This is a genomic window from Xanthomonas sp. LF07-6, assembly GCF_034105445.1.
Taxonomy (GTDB): domain Bacteria; phylum Pseudomonadota; class Gammaproteobacteria; order Xanthomonadales; family Xanthomonadaceae; genus Xanthomonas_A; species Xanthomonas_A sontii.
Map to the genome: position 1 here is coordinate 1 of NZ_JAXGGI010000013.1, position 18,940 is coordinate 18,940.

20 protein-coding genes are annotated in these 18,940 nt (G+C 69.7%); 6 read left to right on the forward strand and 14 right to left on the reverse strand.

Going from position 1 to position 18,940, the window contains the following annotated elements; all coding sequences use genetic code 11:
• The 4 genes from SLW56_RS16740 to surE all read right to left on the reverse strand — a co-directional run.
• On the reverse strand, positions 1-743 hold a 743-nt coding region (locus SLW56_RS16740), incomplete at its 3' end, for a peptidoglycan DD-metalloendopeptidase family protein (RefSeq protein WP_320695201.1).
• Complete coding sequence (locus SLW56_RS16745; RefSeq protein ID WP_295909501.1) at positions 740-1,354, reverse strand: YqaA family protein; 615 nt, start codon at positions 1,352-1,354, stop codon at positions 740-742. The genes SLW56_RS16740 and SLW56_RS16745, both read right to left, overlap by 4 nt.
• A gap of 19 nt (positions 1,355-1,373) precedes the next feature.
• Positions 1,374-2,051 carry a protein-L-isoaspartate(D-aspartate) O-methyltransferase gene (locus SLW56_RS16750; protein WP_017914224.1) on the reverse strand — a complete coding sequence of 226 codons (678 nt, stop codon included), beginning with the start codon at positions 2,049-2,051 and terminating at the stop codon, positions 1,374-1,376.
• Entirely contained in the window at positions 2,048-2,827 is a 780-nt protein-coding gene (surE, locus tag SLW56_RS16755) for a 5'/3'-nucleotidase SurE (protein ID WP_043091456.1), read from the reverse strand. Before surE ends, SLW56_RS16750 begins: the two co-directional genes overlap by 4 nt.
• Before the next feature lie 204 nt (positions 2,828-3,031).
• Here surE and SLW56_RS16760 point away from each other — a divergent pair, with 204 nt between their 5' ends.
• From SLW56_RS16760 to SLW56_RS16780, 5 genes are all read left to right on the forward strand, one after another.
• On the forward strand, positions 3,032-3,565 hold the full coding sequence (locus SLW56_RS16760; protein ID WP_017911056.1) for a Smr/MutS family protein: 534 nt from the start codon (positions 3,032-3,034) through the stop codon (positions 3,563-3,565).
• 319 nt (positions 3,566-3,884) lie between these two features.
• Positions 3,885-4,946 (forward strand): DUF535 family protein, encoded by a 1,062-nt coding sequence (locus SLW56_RS16765; protein WP_320695202.1) that lies wholly within the window; start codon positions 3,885-3,887, stop codon positions 4,944-4,946.
• Between the two features lie 48 nt (positions 4,947-4,994).
• The gene (locus SLW56_RS16770) at positions 4,995-5,543 is read left to right on the forward strand and encodes an RNA polymerase sigma factor (RefSeq protein WP_017911058.1); all 549 of its coding nucleotides are present in this window, start codon (positions 4,995-4,997) and stop codon (positions 5,541-5,543) included.
• Positions 5,543-6,511, forward strand: coding sequence for a FecR domain-containing protein (locus SLW56_RS16775; protein WP_267103494.1), 969 nt, complete (start codon positions 5,543-5,545; stop codon positions 6,509-6,511). The genes SLW56_RS16770 and SLW56_RS16775 overlap by 1 nt, the downstream gene beginning before the upstream one ends.
• A 173-nt stretch (positions 6,512-6,684) precedes the next feature.
• The gene (locus SLW56_RS16780) at positions 6,685-8,997 is read left to right on the forward strand and encodes a TonB-dependent receptor (protein WP_320695203.1); all 2,313 of its coding nucleotides are present in this window, start codon (positions 6,685-6,687) and stop codon (positions 8,995-8,997) included.
• Between the two features lie 40 nt (positions 8,998-9,037).
• Here SLW56_RS16780 and truD read toward each other — a convergent pair whose 3' ends face one another.
• The 10 genes from truD to SLW56_RS16830 all read right to left on the reverse strand — a co-directional run bounded on the left by truD (position 9,038) and on the right by SLW56_RS16830 (position 16,701).
• Complete coding sequence (gene truD / locus SLW56_RS16785; protein ID WP_150409696.1) at positions 9,038-10,087, reverse strand: tRNA pseudouridine(13) synthase TruD; 1,050 nt, start codon at positions 10,085-10,087, stop codon at positions 9,038-9,040.
• A complete protein-coding gene (gene ispF, locus SLW56_RS16790) occupies positions 10,084-10,575 on the reverse strand; it encodes a 2-C-methyl-D-erythritol 2,4-cyclodiphosphate synthase (protein WP_148828199.1) in 492 nt (163 codons plus the stop codon). The genes truD and ispF overlap by 4 nt, the downstream gene beginning before the upstream one ends.
• An 81-nt stretch (positions 10,576-10,656) precedes the next feature.
• Positions 10,657-11,361 (reverse strand): 2-C-methyl-D-erythritol 4-phosphate cytidylyltransferase, encoded by a 705-nt coding sequence (gene ispD / locus SLW56_RS16795; protein WP_193313949.1) that lies wholly within the window; start codon positions 11,359-11,361, stop codon positions 10,657-10,659.
• Positions 11,358-11,720, reverse strand: a complete 363-nt coding sequence (gene ftsB, locus SLW56_RS16800) for a cell division protein FtsB (protein WP_043095785.1) — start codon at positions 11,718-11,720, stop codon at positions 11,358-11,360. The genes ispD and ftsB overlap by 4 nt, the downstream gene beginning before the upstream one ends.
• A 3-nt stretch (positions 11,721-11,723) precedes the next feature.
• A complete protein-coding gene (eno, locus tag SLW56_RS16805; protein ID WP_267094716.1) occupies positions 11,724-13,016 on the reverse strand; it encodes a phosphopyruvate hydratase in 1,293 nt (430 codons plus the stop codon).
• 87 nt (positions 13,017-13,103) lie between these two features.
• Positions 13,104-13,448, reverse strand: coding sequence for a hypothetical protein (locus SLW56_RS16810; RefSeq protein WP_026143441.1), 345 nt, complete (start codon positions 13,446-13,448; stop codon positions 13,104-13,106).
• Positions 13,449-13,533: 85 nt separating this feature from the next.
• Positions 13,534-14,364: a 3-deoxy-8-phosphooctulonate synthase gene (gene kdsA, locus SLW56_RS16815; RefSeq protein ID WP_017911068.1), complete on the reverse strand. Its 831-nt coding sequence runs from the start codon at positions 14,362-14,364 to the stop codon at positions 13,534-13,536.
• Positions 14,361-14,648: a hypothetical protein gene (locus SLW56_RS16820; RefSeq protein WP_152236370.1), complete on the reverse strand. Its 288-nt coding sequence runs from the start codon at positions 14,646-14,648 to the stop codon at positions 14,361-14,363. The genes kdsA and SLW56_RS16820 overlap by 4 nt, the downstream gene beginning before the upstream one ends.
• Positions 14,645-16,309, reverse strand: a complete 1,665-nt coding sequence (locus SLW56_RS16825; protein WP_017912623.1) for a CTP synthase — start codon at positions 16,307-16,309, stop codon at positions 14,645-14,647. Before SLW56_RS16825 ends, SLW56_RS16820 begins: the two co-directional genes overlap by 4 nt.
• A gap of 137 nt (positions 16,310-16,446) precedes the next feature.
• Positions 16,447-16,701: a hypothetical protein gene (locus tag SLW56_RS16830; RefSeq protein WP_010343426.1), complete on the reverse strand. Its 255-nt coding sequence runs from the start codon at positions 16,699-16,701 to the stop codon at positions 16,447-16,449.
• A 165-nt stretch (positions 16,702-16,866) separates the two neighbouring features.
• Between SLW56_RS16830 and parE the strand changes: the two genes are divergently transcribed.
• Positions 16,867-18,756: a DNA topoisomerase IV subunit B gene (gene parE / locus SLW56_RS16835; RefSeq protein ID WP_017911072.1), complete on the forward strand. Its 1,890-nt coding sequence runs from the start codon at positions 16,867-16,869 to the stop codon at positions 18,754-18,756.
• Positions 18,757-18,940 lie beyond the last annotated feature (184 nt).

Consider the following 18,940-nt stretch of genomic DNA (forward strand, 5'->3'; position numbering starts at 1 on the left):
ATCTCGAAGTGCAGCATGTCGCGCGCCGCGCCACTGTGGCCCATTTCGGCGATCTGCTGGCCGGCCTTGACGTTCTGGCCCTCGTTGACCAGGCGCTTGCGGTTGTGGCCGTAGGCCGACAGCCACTGTTCGTTGTGCTTGACGATGATCAGTTCGCCATAGCCGACCAGGCCGGCGCCGGAATAGACCACCACGCCGTCCGCCGCGGCGCGCACGGCCTCGCCGTTGCTGCCGCCGATGTCGATGCCCTGCTTGGTCGCCTCGCCGCCGACGAAGCGGCTGACCACCACGCCATCGGCCGGCCAGCGCCAGGGGAAACCGCTGCTGACCGGCGCCGGCACCGGAACGGACGGCGGCCGAGCGGCGGCGCCGGAGGCCGGCGGCGGCGTCACCGGGCCGCTACCCGGCCGCGCGGCGACTGCCCCACCCGGCGGATACAGCTTCAGCGACTGCCCCGGATAGATGGTGTACGGCGGCTGCAGGCCGTTCCAGCCGGCCAGGTCCTGCGGGGTGATGTTGTTGGCGCGGGCGATCGCGTACAGCGTGTCGCCGCGCCGAACGGTGGCGCTGACTCCGGGCTTGGGCACGGACACGCGAGGCGCCGAGGCAGCAGCGGTGCCGCGCACCGGCGCGCCGCCCGGCGTGCGCACCACCGTGGCGCTGCTGCAGGCGCCGAGCGCCACCGCCACCAGCACCCCCAGGCCGCAACGCAGGCCGTTCCGCACCACCCGATCCACGCTCATCCGACCTTCGCTCTCCATATGACCCACACCACCAGCAGCGCCAGGATCGCCGAGGCGACCCAGCCGAGCGGCTCGATCCAGCGGCGCAACGCGGCTTCCGCACGCGGCCCGCCGAGGCGGATCGCCCCGGCCACCAGGTACACGCGCTTGCCGCGCCCCACCAGCATGCTCGCCAGGAACGGTAGCAGCGGCACCCCGACGATGCCTGAGGCCCAGGTGAATATCTTCAGCGGGATCGGGGTGAAACCGGCCAGCACCAACAGCCAGAACGCGCGCCACGGCGACTCGGCGATGACCTCGCGCAGATGGCTGACCTGGGCGTCGATCTTCTGCGTCCAGCCCAGCCATTCGATCAGCGGCTGCACCGCGGCGAAGGCGAAATGGCCGAGCAGGTAACCGATCACCGCGCCAGCCAGGGAGCCGAGCAGGCTCAACGTGGCGAACCACAGCGCGCGCCGCGGCTGTGCCAGCGACATCGGCGCCAGCATCACCTCCGGCGGCACCGGGAACACGATGGCCTCGGCGAAACTGAGACCGGTCAGCAGGGCCGGCGCGCGGCGATGCCGCGACCAGCCGATGGCGCGTTCGTACAACGGCCCGAAAATCTTCATCCAGTGCGGCTCCGGGAAGTCAATCCAGCATGCCCGACAGCAACGGGACGAAGGTCACCGGCGCCAGGACGTCTTGTTCGATCTGGCCGTCGGCGGCGCGGCGCAGGCGGATCAGCGATTGCGCGGACGGACCACCGACCGGCGCCACCAGGCAGCCGCCCGGGGCCAGTTGTTCGATCAGTGCGTCGACCAGCGCCGGCGCCGCCGCCGTGACCACGATCGCATCGAACGGGCCATGCTCGGGCCAGCCGATGCGGCCGTCGTCGTGCTTGCTGCGCACGTTCATGCCGAGCTGGCGGAAGCGCTTGCGCGCCTGCCGCAGCAGATCGCCGATGCGCTCGACGGTATGCACTTCCAGGCCCAGCGCGGCCAGGATGGCCGCCTGGTAGCCGGAGCCGGTACCGACTTCCAGCACCCTCTTCGGCGCCGCTTCCAGCACCGTCTCGGTCATGCGTGCCACCACCCACGGTTGCGAGATGGTCTGGCCGTGGCCGATCGGCAGCGCGGTGTCCTCGTAGGCGCGCGAGGCCAGCGCCTCGTCGATGAACAGATGCCGCGGCACGGTGCGCACCGCGTTGAGCACGCTCTCGTCGCGGATGCCGGCCTCGCGCAGGCGCTCGACCAGGCGGTCGCGCACGCGCTGCGAGGTCATGCCGATGCCGATCGCTTCCGGCTGCAGGCGCAACCGCGGGGTCATGCCGGGCGGCCCAGCGCAGCGGTCAGGCCGCCGACCCAGCTGGCGACTTTTTCCAGTGCCTGGTAGCGGGTCAGATCGACCTGGATCGGGGTGATCGAGATGAAGCCGGTGCGTACCGCGTGGAAGTCGGTACCGGGACCGGCGTCCTGCTCGCGCCCGGCCGGGCCGATCCAGTACACGGTGCCGCCGCGCGGGTCGGTCTGCGGCAGGCATGGTTCGGAGCGGTGGCGGTTGCCGAGCCGGGTGACCTCGAAGCCCTTGATCTCCTGCCACGGCAGGTCGGGCACGTTGACGTTGAGGATGGTGTCGGCCGGCAGCGGATCGGCCTTGAGCTGGGCCACGATCTCCACTGCGGCGCGTGCGGCGGTCTGGAAATGCCTGGGGTCGTGGTTGTGGCTGACCAGCGACACCGCCACCGCGGGCAGGCCGAGGAAGCGGCCTTCCATCGCCGCCGAGACGGTACCGGAATAGATCACGTCGTCGCCGAGATTGGCGGAATTGTTGATGCCGGAGACCACGATGTCCGGGTCGAACTCCAGCATGCCGGTGAGCGCCAGATGCACGCAGTCGGTGGGCGTGCCGGCGACGCTGCAGGTGTAGTGGTCGATGCGCTTGAGCCGGATCGGCAGATCCAGGGTCAGCGAATTGCTGGCGCCGGACCGGTCGCGGTCGGGCGCGACCACCGTCACCTCGTGGCCGGCGCCGCGCAACTGCTCGGCCAGCATGCGGATGCCGGGGGCGTCGACGCCGTCGTCGTTGCTCACTAATACGCGCATGGTGCTCCTCGAAAACCGGGGGCATGATACCGGATGCGCCCTGCCAGGTCGCTGACAGCGCGACGACGACCGCGGTGACGGCCATCGCGCCGCGCACTGGAGTGGCCTCGCGCCGTGCGACCGCAGCGCAGTGGTCCGCACGCCAGACGCTGCCGGCAACGCCGCGCTCACCTCAAACCGCGCCGCACGCTCTAAGCTGTGCGCATGGCGCATTCCGACGACGAAGATCCCGCCGCGCTGTTCCGCGCGGCCATCGGCAAGGTGGCCCCGCTCAACGCGACGCCGCCGGCCAATGCCAAGCCGCGCCCCAAGCCGCGCGCGCGCATGGCCGAACGCGACGACGCCGAGGCGCAGGGAGAGTTCCAGCAATTGCTGCGCCAGAGCACGCCACTGGAAGCCGGCGACGTGGCCAGCTACCGCCGCGAGCATCTGCCGGCGCGGGTGTTCCAGCGCCTGCGCAAGGGGCAGTTCTCGGCCCAGGACGAACTGGACCTGCACGGTGCCACCGCGGCGCAGGCCGAGACGCTGCTGCGCCAGTTCCTGGCCGAGGCGCACGCGCACGAGTTCGGCTGCGTTCGGATCGTGCACGGCAAGGGCCTGCAATCGGGCGGCGTGCCGCTGCTGAAGAACCTGGTGGACCGCCTGCTGCGCCAGCGCAACGACGTGCTGGCCTTCCATTCGGCGCCGACCGCGCAAGGCGGCACCGGCGCGATGCTGGTGCTGCTGGCGCGGCGCTGAGCGGCGCCGCAACTGCTGCGGGCACCGCGGCTCGCGGGCCCCATCGGGAACCTGTGCATGGCCGAGGTGGAGGGTGCCGGATCGTGGCGCCGCCGAATCCGGCATTCGTCCACTGATCTGTCATTCGCGTGCAAGAGCGGCTTCACCGCGACCGGCGTGAACGGGAACGCCCGTCGCACGCCCCCCGTCGCCTGCCCGACGCAGATCCGGCCAGGCCGGGACGCCGCGGATGCGGCCGAGCACCGCGCGTGCGGACCCATTTCAATTTTCGCTTCTTGAAACGTCTTGTCAGAGAGCACCGTCCCTCTGCGAGCCGAACGTGACCGAAGCGACCACCGAATTCTTCCTGCAACCCACTGATCTGGTGGACGTTTCCGCGAGCGCCGCAGCGTTCGAGTCGGCGCGCCCGGCCCGGCCGGCGCCGCCGCCCCGGCCGAGCGGCAGCGCCGCCCCGGTTCGCTGGTGGCCGCTGTTCCTGAGCTCGTTCCAGGGGCGTACCGACTGGCACGGCAACCGCCTGCAGCGCGGGATCAAGGCGGCCAAGTACCTGCTGCGCGCGTTGAGCATGCCGACCGAGCACGGGCGGTTCCTCGACGCAGTGCGCCGCGATCCGCGCATGCGTGGCTACGCCGAGCGCGATCCGCGCCTGCTCGAGCGCCACCTGCATCGTTTCGTGAACACCCGCTGGAGTAGCAAGGCGCGGCTGCGTCACCTCCGGCAGCACTATCGCCTGATGCTCGAGCGCCTGCCGGCCGCGTTGTTCGACGCCATCTACCGGCAAGGCCAGGCGGACCTGGGGACGCTGCCGCTGCACGATGGCAGCCTGCTGACGCTGTCGCTGCTGCCGCCGGCGCCGATGAGCTGCGAAGGCGAGCTCTGGTTGCAGCTCAGCGACGCGGCGGGACGCGAACTGTATCGCCTGGTGCTGACCGTGACCGGCGACGACGCCCATCCGACGGTACTGATCGGTTGCCTGCAGGGCCCCAAGGGTGCCGACGCCCGCGACGTGGTGCGCGCGCTGACCAAGCAGATGCACGGGCTGCGGCCCAAGCAACTGATGCTGTCCCTGGCCTGCACCTTCGCCGAGCGCCTCGGCGCGCACGCGATCCGCGCCGTCTGCAATGGCGCGCATCCGCTGCAGCGCAAGCGAGACGTGTTCCTGTCCGACTACGACGCGTTCTGGATCGAGCAGGGCGGTACGCCCATCGTCGATGGCTGGTTCGCGCTGCCGCTGACCCCGGCACGCAAGACCGCAGCCGACGTACCCAGCCAGCACCGCGCGGCGTTTCGCCGCCGCGAGGCGTTGCGGACGCATGCGGAAGGCTTGCTGGCCGCGGCGCTGCCGGCCGCTTGCGGTGCTGCGTCGCGTGGCGGCCAGTGAGCCTGGCTATACTGCCGCGGCCGCTTCCCTCCAGGAGCATCAGCAGTCGTGAGCCGGGCCGAGCACACCGAGGGCGCGCCGTCGCCGGAGCAGGCGCCTGCGCACCAGGTCGACGCGCTGTTCAAGGAACATCACCGCGCCCTGCTCGCGTTCCTGCACTGCAAGCTCGGCTCGATGGCGGACGCGCAGGACGTGGCGCAGGAGGCGTACATGCGCATCGTGACGCTTGAGCGTCCCGACGCGCTGGCATCGCCGCGCGCCTACCTGTTCCATGTCGCCTCGAACCTGGCGGTGGACCGGCTGCGCATGCGCAAGGTCCGCGAAAACGCCGCAGTGGAGCTGCCGGAACACGATCTGCCGCTCCCGCCGGTTCCGGAGCGGCACGCCACGGCCAGCGAGCAGCTGCGCGCGTTGACCCGGGCGTTGAAGGAACTTCCCGCAAAGACCAGCCGCGCCTTCGTGCTGCACGTGATCGAAGGCAAGGACTTCGGCATGATCGCCAAGGCGATGAACGTGAGCGAACGGATGGTCCGCTACCATGTGGCCAACGCGCTCGCGCATTGCCGCAAACGCTTCGACGAAGCGGAGATCCCGTAATGGACAGCGGCATCGACCAACACATCCTCGACGACGCCGCGCGCTGGTGGGCCCTGCTGCGCGAACCCGACAGCAACGAGGACACCGTGGCGCGCTGGCTGGACTGGACGGAGGCCGACCCGCGGCACCTGCAGGCGTTCGAACGCATCAATGCGCTCGGCGGCGACCTGGCGACGCTCGATGCGGCAGCGCGGGACGAGGTGGTGCGCAGGTTCGCGCCGCCGCGTTCGCGCTGGCGGCCGCTGCAGGTAGCGGCCTGCGTGGGCGTGCTGGCGCTCGGCGGCGCCCTGGCCTGGCGGCAGCTGCACCCGCCGCCGCTCACCCAGGTCTACAGCAGCGCGACCAGCCGCCACCAGGACATCGTGCTGGCGGACGGCTCGAAAATCGCGCTCGGCGGTGCATCGAAGTTGAGCACCAGCTTCAGCGCCGCGCAGCGCCACGTGGAGCTGATCGCCGGCGAGGCCTTCTTCGACGTGGCGCATCACGCCGGGCGCCCGTTCGTGGTCGACGCCGGCGGCGTGTCGATCCTGGACTTGGGCACCGCCTTCGACGTCAGCCGCGACGGCGAACGCGTCGAAGTCGCGGTCACCGAAGGCCGGGTCCGCATCTACGGCGCCGGCCAGGTGCCGGCCGACGGCAGCGGCGGGCTGGAAGCGGTGGCCGGACAGCGCGTGTCCTACGATCCGGCCAAGCCCGCGCTGCAGGTCAGCCAGATCGACGTGGCGCAGGCCACCGCCTGGCGCGATCACCGGCTGGAGTTCGTCGATACGCCACTGGACACGGTGATCGCGCGGGTCAACCGCTACAGCGACCGGCCACTGCGCCTGGACGACCCGGAGCTTGGACGACTGAGCTTCACCGGAACCGTCGACACCCAGGCGACCGCGCAGTGGATCGAGGCCTTGCCGCAGGTGTTCCCGCTGCGGGTGCGCCAAGGCAAGGACGAGATCGTGCTGAGCCGCCGTTAGGCGATACCGCGCGCCGCCCGGGCTTAGGGGCGGCGGCGGCCCGCGTCGGCATCACCGCGCGTGGCATAATTCGCGCTTCCGCTGGGGGGCGACGGGCAGTGCGTGGGCTGAGGCGACTGATCATTTGCGGCAGCCTGGCATTGCAGCTCGCACCCTGCCCCACTGCCCTCGCCGTGCCACTCGCACCCGACGCACGGCAGATCGGGTTCTCGATCCCCCCGCAGGCGCTGTCCACGGCGCTGATCGCGTACGGCAAGCAGGCCAACGTGCAGGTGCTGACCGCCAGCCCGACCCTGGCCGGGATGCGCAGCGACGGGCTGCAAGGCATGTTCACCCCGGACGCGGCGCTGCAGCGCCTGCTGCAATCGAGTGGGCTCGCGTACCGCATGCTCGATGCGAACACGGTGGCGGTCACCCCCGCCGCCACGGCGCCGGTCGATCCTGCGGATGCCGCCGATGCGCACCGCGCCGGCGCGCCAGCCAAGCTGCTGGAACAGGTCGACGCCGCGGCGCTGACCGATCACGCCATGGGCGACGTGCCAGCCTATGCCAGCGACGCGCTGCGTTACGCCGCCGATTCCATCGCCGTGCCGCAGTCGGTGAATGTGGTCGCCCCGCATCTGCTGGCCTCGCAACAGGTGCGCACCGTCGCCGACGCCCTGCGCAACGTGGCCAGCGTGCAGCAGATCGAAAATCCGTTGCGCGCGCCGCTGTTCAAGATCCGCGGCATCTACACCGGCAACGGCATGACCGACGGGATGCCGAACAGCTTCGTCGGCCTCGGCAGCTACCCGCCGATGATCGGCGTGGAGCGGGTCGAAGTGCTCAAGGGCCCGGAATCGATCCTCGGCGACAGCAACGGCGGCGACATGAGCGGACTGATCAACGTCGTCACCAAGCAACCGCCGCGCACACCGAAGCGCGAACTGAGCTACGTCCTCGGCGAGCGCGGCGACGTGCAGGCCGGGCTCGATGCGACCGGACCGATCGGCGCCACGCCGCTGAGCTATCGGCTCGTCGTCTCCGGCCAGCATGCCGATTCCACAGCGCAAGGCTACGGCCCGCGCAATGCCGCCTACCTGGCGCCGTCCATCGCCTGGCAGGGAGACGACAACCGCCTGGTGCTCGGCGTGCAGCGCGTGACCGATCGGCAGCCGGCCGCCGACCATGCCCTGCTGCTGCGCAACCGCGTGTCGGCGATGACGCCCAGGAGCTTGCGGCTGGGCAACGCACAGGACCACACCGCCTACCGCACCCAGCGCGCCTATTACCTGTTCGATCAGCGGCTCAGCGACCGCTGGCAACTGCGCAGCCGCGGCCAGTACGTGACCCAGGCGATCGACGCGCGCAACTGGGGCATGCTGTCGCCTTCGCCGAAGGGCGCCGTGCGCGCCTATGCCGAGGCGTACCGCAATACGACGGCGTACTACACCATCCAGAACGACCTGGTCGGCAGCTTCGGCGCCGGGCCGCTGCGGCAGACCGTGACCCTGGGCCTGGATTACACGCGCGCGCGGCTGGGCAGCAGCGATTACTTCATCCGCATGCACCGCAACCGCTACGACGTGTTCGGCGACGAGCGGCTGGGTCCGGTGCACTGGCCGCATTCGCGGCGCGGGATTCTGCATTACCCCGGCAGCCCATGGTCGAGCCGGAGCGGCATCCTGCTGCAGGACCAGATCAGCATGGGCGAACGCTGGGACGTGCTGCTGGCGCTGCGCCGCTCGGCGTACGAGATTTCCAGCTACGACGCCAAGGGCAAACTGCGCCAGTTGCGCCGGCGCCGCTGGGTGCCCAACGTCGGCGTGGTCTACAAGCTGACCCCGGAGGCGTCGCTGTACGCCAGCACCATGAACGGCTTTGCGCCGAGCGCCGTGCTCGGCAAGAACGGCCGGCCATTGCCGCCCGCGTTGTCGCGGCAAGTGGAGGTGGGGGCGAAGATCGATCTGTTCGAGCACCGGGCGCGGCTCAGCGCCGCCTACTACCAGATCACCGTCGACCGCAGCTTCGACCTGGTGCTGGCGCATCCGTCGTACTTCGCCAGACCGATCGACAGCCAGAGCAACCACGGGCTGGATCTCGACTTCGTCGGCGCCCTCGCCCCCGGCCTGGAACTGAGCAGCAGCCTGGCGCTGGCCCGCATCGGCCGGCGCGACGGTACGCCGACCCTCGGCGTGCCGCGCACCCGTTTCACCCTGTGGAGCAGCTACCAGTTCCAGGATAGCCGCTGGAGCGGCTGGGGCGTGGCCGGCGGCATCCTGGCGCGCGATCACACCCTCGGCCGCCGCCTGGCCGGCGGCTATTTCAGGATTCCCGGGCAGGCCAGCGTGGACGCGAACGTGTCCTATCGCACCGAAACCTGGGGCGTGACCGTGGGTATGCGCAACGTCTTCGATCGGCGACTGTACGCCGACGAGTTCGACGAAACCTTCGTGCCGCTGCCGGACGGCCGCAGCCTGCTGCTGACCGGCACCTATCGGTTCTAGCGCGCGTCGTCGCGACCGACGCGGCAGGCGTCGGCCGCGCTCAGGCCTCGGTGGAGGCCTGCGGCGCCTCTTCGACCTGGCCGAGTTCGTGCAGCAGTGCCGTGGCGTAGCTGCCCGGCGGCAATGCGAAGCGCAGTTCCAGCGCGTCGTCCTGCCCGTCCAGCCAGCGCCATTGCAGGTCGGCCACGCGCAGGCGGGTCGCCCGCCGCTCCTGCTTCAGGCCCTCGCGCTCCAGGCCGTCGCGCAGACGCTGCGCGACCGCCTCGTCCAGCACCGCCAGTTCCAGCGCACGCGCCGCCTCGGCGCTGCGCAGCTCGCCGGCGCCCCACAGCGGCGCGGACGGATGGATGTCGAAGCGCTGCAAGCGCTCGGCCAGCGCCTCCGACCACGGCTCCGGACCGAACACGCTGCGGCTGCCGTCGAGCATCCACACTTCGCCGTCCAGCGCGCTGTCCCAGTTGCCGGCAGCCACGCGGGCGGCCAGCACCCGGTTGAACAGCTCCGAACGGGCCGCCGACAGCAGCAGCGAGCGCTGCTCGCGGCGCACGCGGCGGCCGCCGAACATCGCCAGCGCGGCGCCGACGTTGCCGCCATCGCGGCCGAAGCGCTGTTCGCCGAACCAGTTGGGAATGCCGCGCGCGGCGATCTGCGCCAGCCGCGCCTCGATCGCGCCGCGCTCGCCGCGCACCTCGCGCAACACCAGCACGAAGCCGTTGCCGGCCAGCGCGCCACGCGGCAGCTTGCGGTTGTGCCAGTGCGCTTCCAGCACTTGCAGATCGGCGTCCTGCAGGCTGTCCAGCGCCGGCGCCACACGCTTGGGCAGATGCACCGAGAAGCGCTGGGTGGTGACCGCATGGCGGTCCTTCATGCCGGCGTAGCCGATCGCCAGTTCCGCCACCCCGGCCCACTGCGCCAGGCGGCGCGCGGCGAAGGCGGTGTTCATGCCGCGCTTGCGCACGGTCAGCAGCAGGTGCTCGCCCTCGCCGCTGGGCGCGAACGCGGGCAGCTCGTCGACCTGGAAATCCTCGGCGGTGCTGCGCATGCGCGCCTGCAACGGCGCGGCGCCGAACGCACGCGGCAACTCGCTCACAGCGCCACCAGCAGGGCCACGGCCTGCGCCGCGATGCCTTCGCCACGGCCGGTGAAGCCGAGCTTCTCGCTGGTGGTGGCCTTGACGCTCACGCAGTCCAGTTCGACCTGCAACAGTGCCGCAAGGCGCTCGCGCATCGCCTGCGCATGCGGGCCGACCTTGGGCCGTTCGCAGATCACGGTGATGTCGGCATTGCCCAGGCGCCAGCCGCGCGCGTGCAGCAGGCCGACGCAGTGATCGAGAAACTGCGCACTGTCGGCGCCCTTCCAGCGCGGATCGGACGGGGGGAAATGCTGGCCGATGTCGCCCAGCGCCAGCGCGCCGAGCAAGGCGTCGCACAGGGCGTGGATCGCCACGTCGCCGTCGCTGTGGGCGAGTACGCCGCGCTCATGCGCCACGCGCACGCCGCCGAGCATGATGTGGTCGCCCTCGCCGAAGGCGTGGACGTCGTAGCCCTGGCCGATGCGGATGCGGGGAAGTTCAGACATTGGCATGGAGACATCCCACGAAAAATGAAAAAGGACGGAGCACGCGCCGCGCCACGGCGGCCGCATCCGACGCCAGGCGCATCACGACTGCCGCGCGCGCTGGAACAGTTCGAACTCGAAACGCGCCAGGTCGGCCGGTGTGGTGACCTTGAAATTGTCTTCGGCGCCCTCGACCAACAGCGGCCGCAGCCCCAGCAACTCCATCGCCATCGCGTCGTCGGTGACCTCGACGCCGGCCGCGGCGGCCTGTTCCAGGGCCCGGCTCAGTTGCATGCGCCGGAACAGTTGCGGGGTCAGCGCGCGCCACAGGCGCTCGCGCGGTTCGGTGCCATCGATGCCGCCGTCGTCGCCAGCGCGCTTGAGCGTGTCGCGCACCGGCGCGGCCAGGATCGCGCCGACCGGATCGCCGCGCCCCGCCTCCAGCAGCCGGTCCAGGTCGGCCAGCGCCAGGTTCGGCCGCGCCGCATCGTGCACCAGCACGAAGTCGTCCGCCTTCACCGACTCCGGCAAGGCATGCAACGCGGCCAGCACCGAGCCGGCACGGCTGCCGGCGCCCAGGCAGGTCAGGACCGGCTTGCCAGCCAGTTCGGTCCAACCCGGCCACTGTGCATCGTCCACGCCAAGCGCCACCATCGCCCCGGCCACCGCCGGATGCGCCAGCAGCGCTTCCAAGGCATGCGCCAGCAACGGGCGCCCGCCCGCCTGCAGGTACTGCTTGGGCGTGGCGCCGCCGAAACGGGTGCCGCGGCCAGCCGCCGGGACCACGGCCCAGACGGTGGCCATCAGGGCTGCTCGCCCGGCGCCGGCGTCACAGGCGCCGGCTGCGCGCCGGCTGCCGTACCGGCCGGCGCGGTCGACACCGGCGCGTTCTCGACCACGCGGTAGAACTTTTCGCCCGGTTTGATCATGCCCAGTTCGCTACGCGCGCGCTCCTCGATCGCCGCCTCGCCGTCCTTGAGGTCCTTGACCTCGGCGGCGAGCGCGGCGTTGCGTTGCTGCAGTCCTTCGTTGTCGCGCTTCTGGTGCTCGACCTGACTTTCGAGCACCAGCACTTCGCCGGAATTGCCCGGGCCGAGCCAGAAACGGTACTGCAGCCACGCCAGCAGTCCCGCCAGCACCAGCAGCAGCCAGCGCCAGTTGCGCACGGCTTATCGCTTGAGCGAGACGAACGCGTCGCGCCCGGCGTAGCGCGCGGCGCTGCCGAGCGCTTCCTCGATGCGCAGCAGCTGGTTGTACTTGGCCACGCGATCGCTGCGGCACAGCGAGCCGGTCTTGATCTGGGTGGCGGTGGTGGCCACGGCGATGTCGGCGATGGTGGTGTCCTCGGTCTCGCCGGAACGGTGCGAGACGATCGCCGCATAGCCGGCCTTGTCGGCCATGGCAATGGCTTCCAGGGTCTCGGTCAGGGTGCCGATCTGGTTGACCTTGATCAGGATCGCGTTGGCGGTGCCGGACTCGATGCCCTGCTTGAAGATCTTCGGGTTGGTCACGAACAGGTCGTCGCCGACCAGTTGCACCTTGCTGCCGATGCGGTCGGTGAGCAGCTTCCAGCCGGCCCAGTCGTCCTCGGCCAGGCCGTCCTCGATGCTGACGATCGGATACTGCGCGGCCCAGTCGGCGAGGAAGTCGACGAACTGCTCGCTGGTCAGGCGCTTGCCCTCGCCCACCAGGTGGTACTTGCCGTTGTCGTAGAACTCGCTGGAGGCCACGTCCAGGCCCAGCAGCACGTCCTCGCCAGCGGTGTAGCCGGCCTTGCCGATCGCTTCCAGGATGGTGTCCAGCGCTTCCACGTTGCTGCGGAAGTCCGGGGCGAAGCCGCCCTCGTCGCCGACCGCGGTGGACAGGCCGTGGCCCTTCAACACCGACTTCAGCGCGTGGAAGATCTCGGTGCCGGCGCGCAGCGCCTCGGAGAACGAGGCGGCGCCGACCGGGAGCACCATGAATTCCTGGAAATCGACGTTGTTGTCGGCATGCGCGCCGCCGTTGATGATGTTCATCATCGGCACCGGCAGCGCCAGGTTGGCGGTGTTGCCCGCGGCCAGCGACTGCCACAGCGGCTGCTTGCGCGAGGCGGCAATGGCATGCGCGTTGGCCAGCGAGACGCCGAGCAGCGCGTTGGCGCCCAGGCGGCCCTTGTTCTCGGTGCCGTCCAGGTCGATCAGGCGGCGGTCCAGGCCCTGCTGGTCGGCGGCGTCGAAGCCCTTCAGCGCGCCGGCGATGGTGGTGTTGACGTTCTCCACCGCCTTGCGCACGCCCTTGCCCAGGTAGCGGGTCTTGTCGCCGTCGCGCAGCTCGACCGCTTCCTTGGTGCCGGTGGACGCGCCCGAAGGCACCGCGGCACGACCGAACGAACCGTCCTCCAGGATGACATCGGCTTCCAGCGTGGGATTGCCGCGGCTGTCGAGGATTTCACGGGCGTGGATGCTGCGGATCGTACTCATGGGCGGGCCGGTTACCTGTAGGAAGAGGGGGCGGAAACGAATGCCGGCTGATTATCCCCGGCCGCCGGTTCCTTGCCAAATGCCGCCTCAGCCGGCGCCCATCAGGCCCAGCGGGATTCCGCTGAGGAAGAGCAGGATCAAGACCAGCATCGCCAGCAGCAGGCCGCCGGCGATGCCGGCCAGGAGGCGGCCGCGGCGCTGCGTCCAACTCAGCGCGGCGGCGATCGTCGCGCCCACCGCAGCCACTGCCACTACCAGCAGGGCGATCACCATCCAGAACAGCATGGCCAGGAAATGATCGCCGTGGCTGGGCGTGCCAATCCCACTGGAGAAGGCGAACAGCGCCACGACCAGCGCCGCCCACGCCAGCAACGACAACAACAAGGCACACAGCCCCCAAGGCCAGGCGCCGGCCCGCTCGGGTGCGGTCATCGCCGCGGCTCCGAGAAGGCGACGAACACCCTGCAGCCCGCACCCGGCCAGGATCGGCACAGCCGCAGCGGCGGCGGCGCGCGCCTCACGCGAAGCGCGAGAACCCGTGTTTCTTGGTCACCGCGTCCAGTTCCATCAGCGTTTCCAGCAACGCTTCCATCTGATCCAGCGGCCACGCATTGGGGCCGTCGGACAGTGCCTTGGACGGGTCCGGATGGGTCTCGGCGAACACGCCGGCCACGCCCACGGCCACCGCCGCGCGCGCCAGCACCGGCACGAACTCGCGCTGGCCGCCGGAACTGCCGCCCTGCCCGCCCGGCAACTGCACCGAGTGGGTGGCGTCGAACACCACCGGGCAGCCGGTCTCGCGCATCACGCTCAGCGAGCGCATGTCGCTGACCAGGTTGTTGTAGCCGAAGCTGGCGCCGCGCTCGCAGACCATGATCTGCTCGTTGCCGGTGGACTTGGCCTTCTCCACCACCGGCTTCATGTCCCACGGCGACAGGAACTGGCCCTTCTTGATGTTGACCGGCTTGCCGGCGGCGCACACGTTCTTGATGAAATCGGTCTGCCGCACCAGGAACGCCGGGGTCTGCAGTACGTCCACCACCGCAGCCACCTCATGCATCGGCGTGTATTCGTGCACGTCGGTCAGCACCGGCACACCGATCTGGGTCTTCACCGCCTCCAGCACCTTCAGCCCTTCTTCCAGGCCGGGGCCGCGGAAGCTGGTGCCGGAGGTGCGGTTGGCCTTGTCGAAGCTGGACTTGAAGATGAAGTTGATGCCCAGCCGGCCGGTGATCTCCTTGAGCCTGCCGGCCACGTCGAGCTGCAGTTGCATCGACTCGATCACGCACGGGCCGGCGATCAGGAACAGCGGCCGGTCCAGGCCGACGTCGAATCCACAGAGCTTCATTGATTACCTTCCGGAGGTTCAGAGGGGCGCGGGAGGGGCGCAGGGACGGAGCCGCCGCCGAACCTGCCGGCAGCCCAGATGAGTGCGCCGATCAGCGCCAGCGGCGCAGATAGCCCCACCGCCGCGATCAGGCAATACATCAGCCCCATCCCATAGCTATCGGCCAAGCCGGTGCTGCTGCGCCAGGAGAAATAGACCAGCAAGGCCGCAGGAAACACCAGCACAGCCGCCGCAAAGAACCAGCGCGCGACCCTGCTCTCGCTGCTGCGCCCGGTCGCAGTCACGCCCTGGCTTCCTTGAGCAGCTTGCCGCCGGCCTTGCGCTCGCGCGCGGCGCGCACGAAGCCGATGAACAACGGGTGGCCGTCGCGCGGCGTGGACAGGAATTCCGGGTGCGCCTGGCAGGCCAGGAACCACGGATGCGTCTCGCGCGGCAACTCCACCATCTCCACCAGGGTGTCGTCCATCGACTTGGCGGCAATCACCAGGCCGGCGTCCTCGAGCTGGGTGCGATAGCGGTTGTTGAACTCGTAACGGTGGCGATGGCGCTCGGCCACCACGTCCTTGCCGTACAGCTCGCGCGCCAGCGTGCCCGGCTTGAGCCGCTGCTCCTGCAGGCCCAGGCGCATGGTGCCGCCGAGATCGGACTTCTCGTCGCGCTTCTCGACATCGCCAGTGGCGGTGCGCCATTCGGTGATCAGGCCGATCACCGGGTACGGCGACTGCCGGTCGTTCTCGGTGCTGTTGGCCGCGTCCAGCCCGGCGACATGCCGCGCATAGTCGACCACCGCAGCCTGCATGCCGTAGCAGATGCCGAAGTACGGCACGCCGTGTTGGCGGGCGTAGCGCGAGGTCAGCACCTTGCCTTCGAAACCGCGGTCGCCGAAGCCGCCCGGCACCAGGATGCCGTCCACGTCGGCCAGGGCCGCCATGTCGCTGCCTTCCAGGTCCTGCGCTTCCAGCCACTTCAGGTTGACCTTGGTGCGCTGGCGCAGGCCGCCGTGCTTGAGCGCCTCGCCGACCGACTTGTACGCGTCCTGATGGTCGACGTACTTGCCGACCACGGCGATGGTGACCTCGTCGAGCGGATGCTTGATCGCGTCGACCACGGCTTCCCACTCCGACAGGTTGGCCGCGCCGACCTTGTCGCGCAGCTTGAACTGGTCGATGACGATCTCGTCCAGGCCCTGCCGGTGCAACTCCAGCGGCATGCCATAGAGCACGTCGATGTCGGCGGCGCTGATCACCGCGCGCTCGGAGACGTTGGTGAACAGCGCGATCTTGCGCCGCTCCGAATCCGGGATCGCCTGCTCCGAGCGGCACAGCAGCACGTCCGGCTGGATGCCGATCGAGCGCAGTTCCTTGACCGAATGCTGGGTCGGCTTGGTCTTCAGTTCGCCGGCCGCGGCGATGTACGGCACCAGGGTGAGGTGCATGAACATGGCCTTCTCGGCGCCGCGCTCGGTGCGCACCTGACGGATCGCCTCCAGGAACGGCAGCGACTCGATGTCGCCGACGGTGCCGCCGATCTCGACCAGGGCCACGTCGTAGCCGGCGGTGGCTTCATCCACGCAGCGACGGATCTCGTCGGTGATGTGCGGAATCACCTGCACGGTGGCGCCGAGGTAGTCGCCGCGGCGCTCCTTGCGGATCACGTTCTCGTAGATGCGCCCGGTGGTGACCGAATTCTTGCGCGACAGGCGCGTGCGCACGAAGCGCTCGTAGTGCCCCAGGTCCAGGTCGGTCTCGGCGCCGTCGTCGGTGACGTACACCTCGCCGTGCTGGAACGGGCTCATCGTGCCCGGGTCGACGTTGATGTAGGGGTCCAGCTTCATCATCGTGACCGACAGGCCACGTGCTTCGAGAATGGACGCAAGCGAAGCGGCCGCGATGCCCTTGCCAAGCGAGGACACTACGCCGCCGGTAACGAAGATCAGGGGGGTCATGGCTCAAAGGCCTCCCGGAAAGCCATAGTTTAACGGGTGAAGCGGATTTGCCCAAGCGCTTTTGCGCAACAGCCGCCCCACAAAAAAGCGACGCCCCGGGCGACCGGGGCGTCGTGTGCAGGAAACCGTGCGCAGGCTCAGGGCTTGCGCGCTTCCTCTTCCTCTTCCTTCTTCGGCGCGGCCGCATCCTTGCCGGCCTTGTGCTCGGCGGCCGCGGCGGCGCGGCGCTTGGCCTTGGCATCGGCCTCGGCCTTTTCCTTGGCGACCTGCGCCTCATAGGCGGCGGCACCGGAGGCGGCCGGATCGGCGCTCTGCGCCTGGGCCATCGCGACCGGCACGGCCACCGCGGCGGCGACCAGGGCGGCCAGGGTCAACAGCTTGCGAACGTTCATGGCGGACTCCTTTGGGACGTGCGACGAAGATGTGGGCGACGTCGCGGTTTTTCCAGGGCCAGCGTAGCGTGGAGCCCCCGCACCCGCCCTGAACACCGGCGACGTGCAAAAAACCGCCGCAGACCGCACACTTCCGGATCTGCTTCGCGCCACCTGCTGAGACGCATGAATACCCGCTACAACGCCGCCGACATCGAAGTTCTCTCTGGCCTGGACCCGGTCAAGCGCCGGCCCGGCATGTACACCGACACCGCACGCCCCAACCACCTGGCCCAGGAAGTGATCGACAACGCCGTCGACGAGGCGCTGGCCGGCCACGCCCGGCACATCGAGGTGACGCTGTACAAGGACGGCAGTTGCGAGGTGTCCGACGACGGCCGCGGCATGCCGGTGGACATCCATCCGGAAGAGAAGATCTCCGGCGTCGAACTGATCCTCACCCGGCTGCATGCCGGCGGCAAGTTCAGCGACCGCAACTACACCTTCAGCGGCGGCCTGCACGGCGTCGGCGTCAGCGTGGTCAATGCGCTGTCCAATCGGGTGGAACTGTTCATCAAGCGCGAAGGCAACGAGTACCGCATGGCCTTCGCCGACGGCCACGCCGCCTCCAAGCTGGAGATCGTCGGCAGCGTCGGCAAGAAGAACACCGGCACGCGGCTTCGCTTCTGGCCGGATCCGAAGTACTTCGACACGCCGAAGTTCGCGGTGCGCGCACTGCGCCACCTGCTGCGCGCCAAGGCGGTGCTGTGCCCCGGCCTGACCGTCAAGCTGCACGACGAGGCCACCGGCGAGCAGGACACCTGGTACTTCGAGGACGGCCTGCGCGACTACCTGCGCGGCGAGCTGGCCGAGCGCGAGCTGCTGCCGGCGGAGCTGTTCGTCGGCAGCCTGAAGAAGGACCGCGAGATCGTCGACTGGGCGGTGGCCTGGGTGGTGGAAGGCGAGCTGGTGCAGGAAAGCTACGTCAACCTGATCCCCACCGCGCAGCACGGCACCCACGTCAACGGCCTGCGCAGCGGCCTCACCGACGCGCTGCGCGAGTTCTGCGATTTCCGCAACCTGCTGCCGCGCGGCGTGAAGCTGGCGCCGGAAGACGTGTGGGACCGCGTGGCGTTCGTGCTCTCGCTGAAGATGACCGACCCGCAGTTCAGCGGCCAGACCAAGGAACGCCTGTCCTCGCGCCAGGCCGCCGGCTTCATCGAAGGCGCCGCGCACGATGCCTTCAGCCTGTGGCTGAACCAGAACGTGGAGACCGGCACGCGCATCGCGCAGATCGCCATCGACCGCGCCAGCGCGCGGCTGAAGACCGAGAAGCAGATCGTGCGCAAGAAGGTCACCCAGGGTCCGGCGCTGCCGGGCAAGCTGGCCGACTGCATCAGCCAGGACCTCTCGCGCACCGAACTGTTCCTGGTCGAGGGCGACTCGGCGGGCGGCAGCGCCAAGCAGGCCCGCGACAAGGATTTCCAGGCGATCCTGCCGCTGCGCGGCAAGATCCTCAACACCTGGGAAGTGGCCTCCGGCAGCGTGCTGGCCTCGGAGGAAGTGCACAACCTGGCGATCGCGATCGGCTGCGATCCCGGCAAGGAGGAGATCGACGGCCTGCGCTACGGCAAGGTGGTGATCCTGGCCGACGCCGACTCCGACGGCCTGCACATCGCGACCCTGCTGACCGCGCTGTTCCTGCGCCACTTCCCCGCCCTGGTGCGCGCCGGCCACGTGTTCGTGGCGATGCCGCCGCTGTTCCGCGTGGACGTGGGCAAGCAGGTGTTCTACGCGCTGGACGAGGAAGAGAAGCGCTCGCTGCTGGACAAGATCGAACGCGAGAAGATCAAGGGCCAGGTCAGCGTCACCCGCTTCAAGGGCCTGGGCGAGATGAATCCGCAGCAGCTGCGCGAATCCACCATCCACCCGGACACCCGGCGCCTGGTGCAACTGACCGTGGACGACGGCGACCAGACCCGCTCGCTGATGGACATGCTGCTGGCCAAGAAGCGCGCCGGCGATCGCAAGCAGTGGCTGGAGACCAAGGGCGACCTGGCGTCGCTGGAGGTCTGAGGCCGGGTGCGCGCGCTGGCGCTTCCAGTCAGCGCGTGCGCGGTGGTGCAGATGCCGCTTCCCTGGCCGGCTCGGCGAGAGCCGTGTCGGGTTTGCACTAGCGGGTTGTGACTGCTCCCGAAAGCATCGTGCGGGAGCGACCTCAGTCGCGACGCGCGAAGCAGGCAGATGCCGGGGCATCATG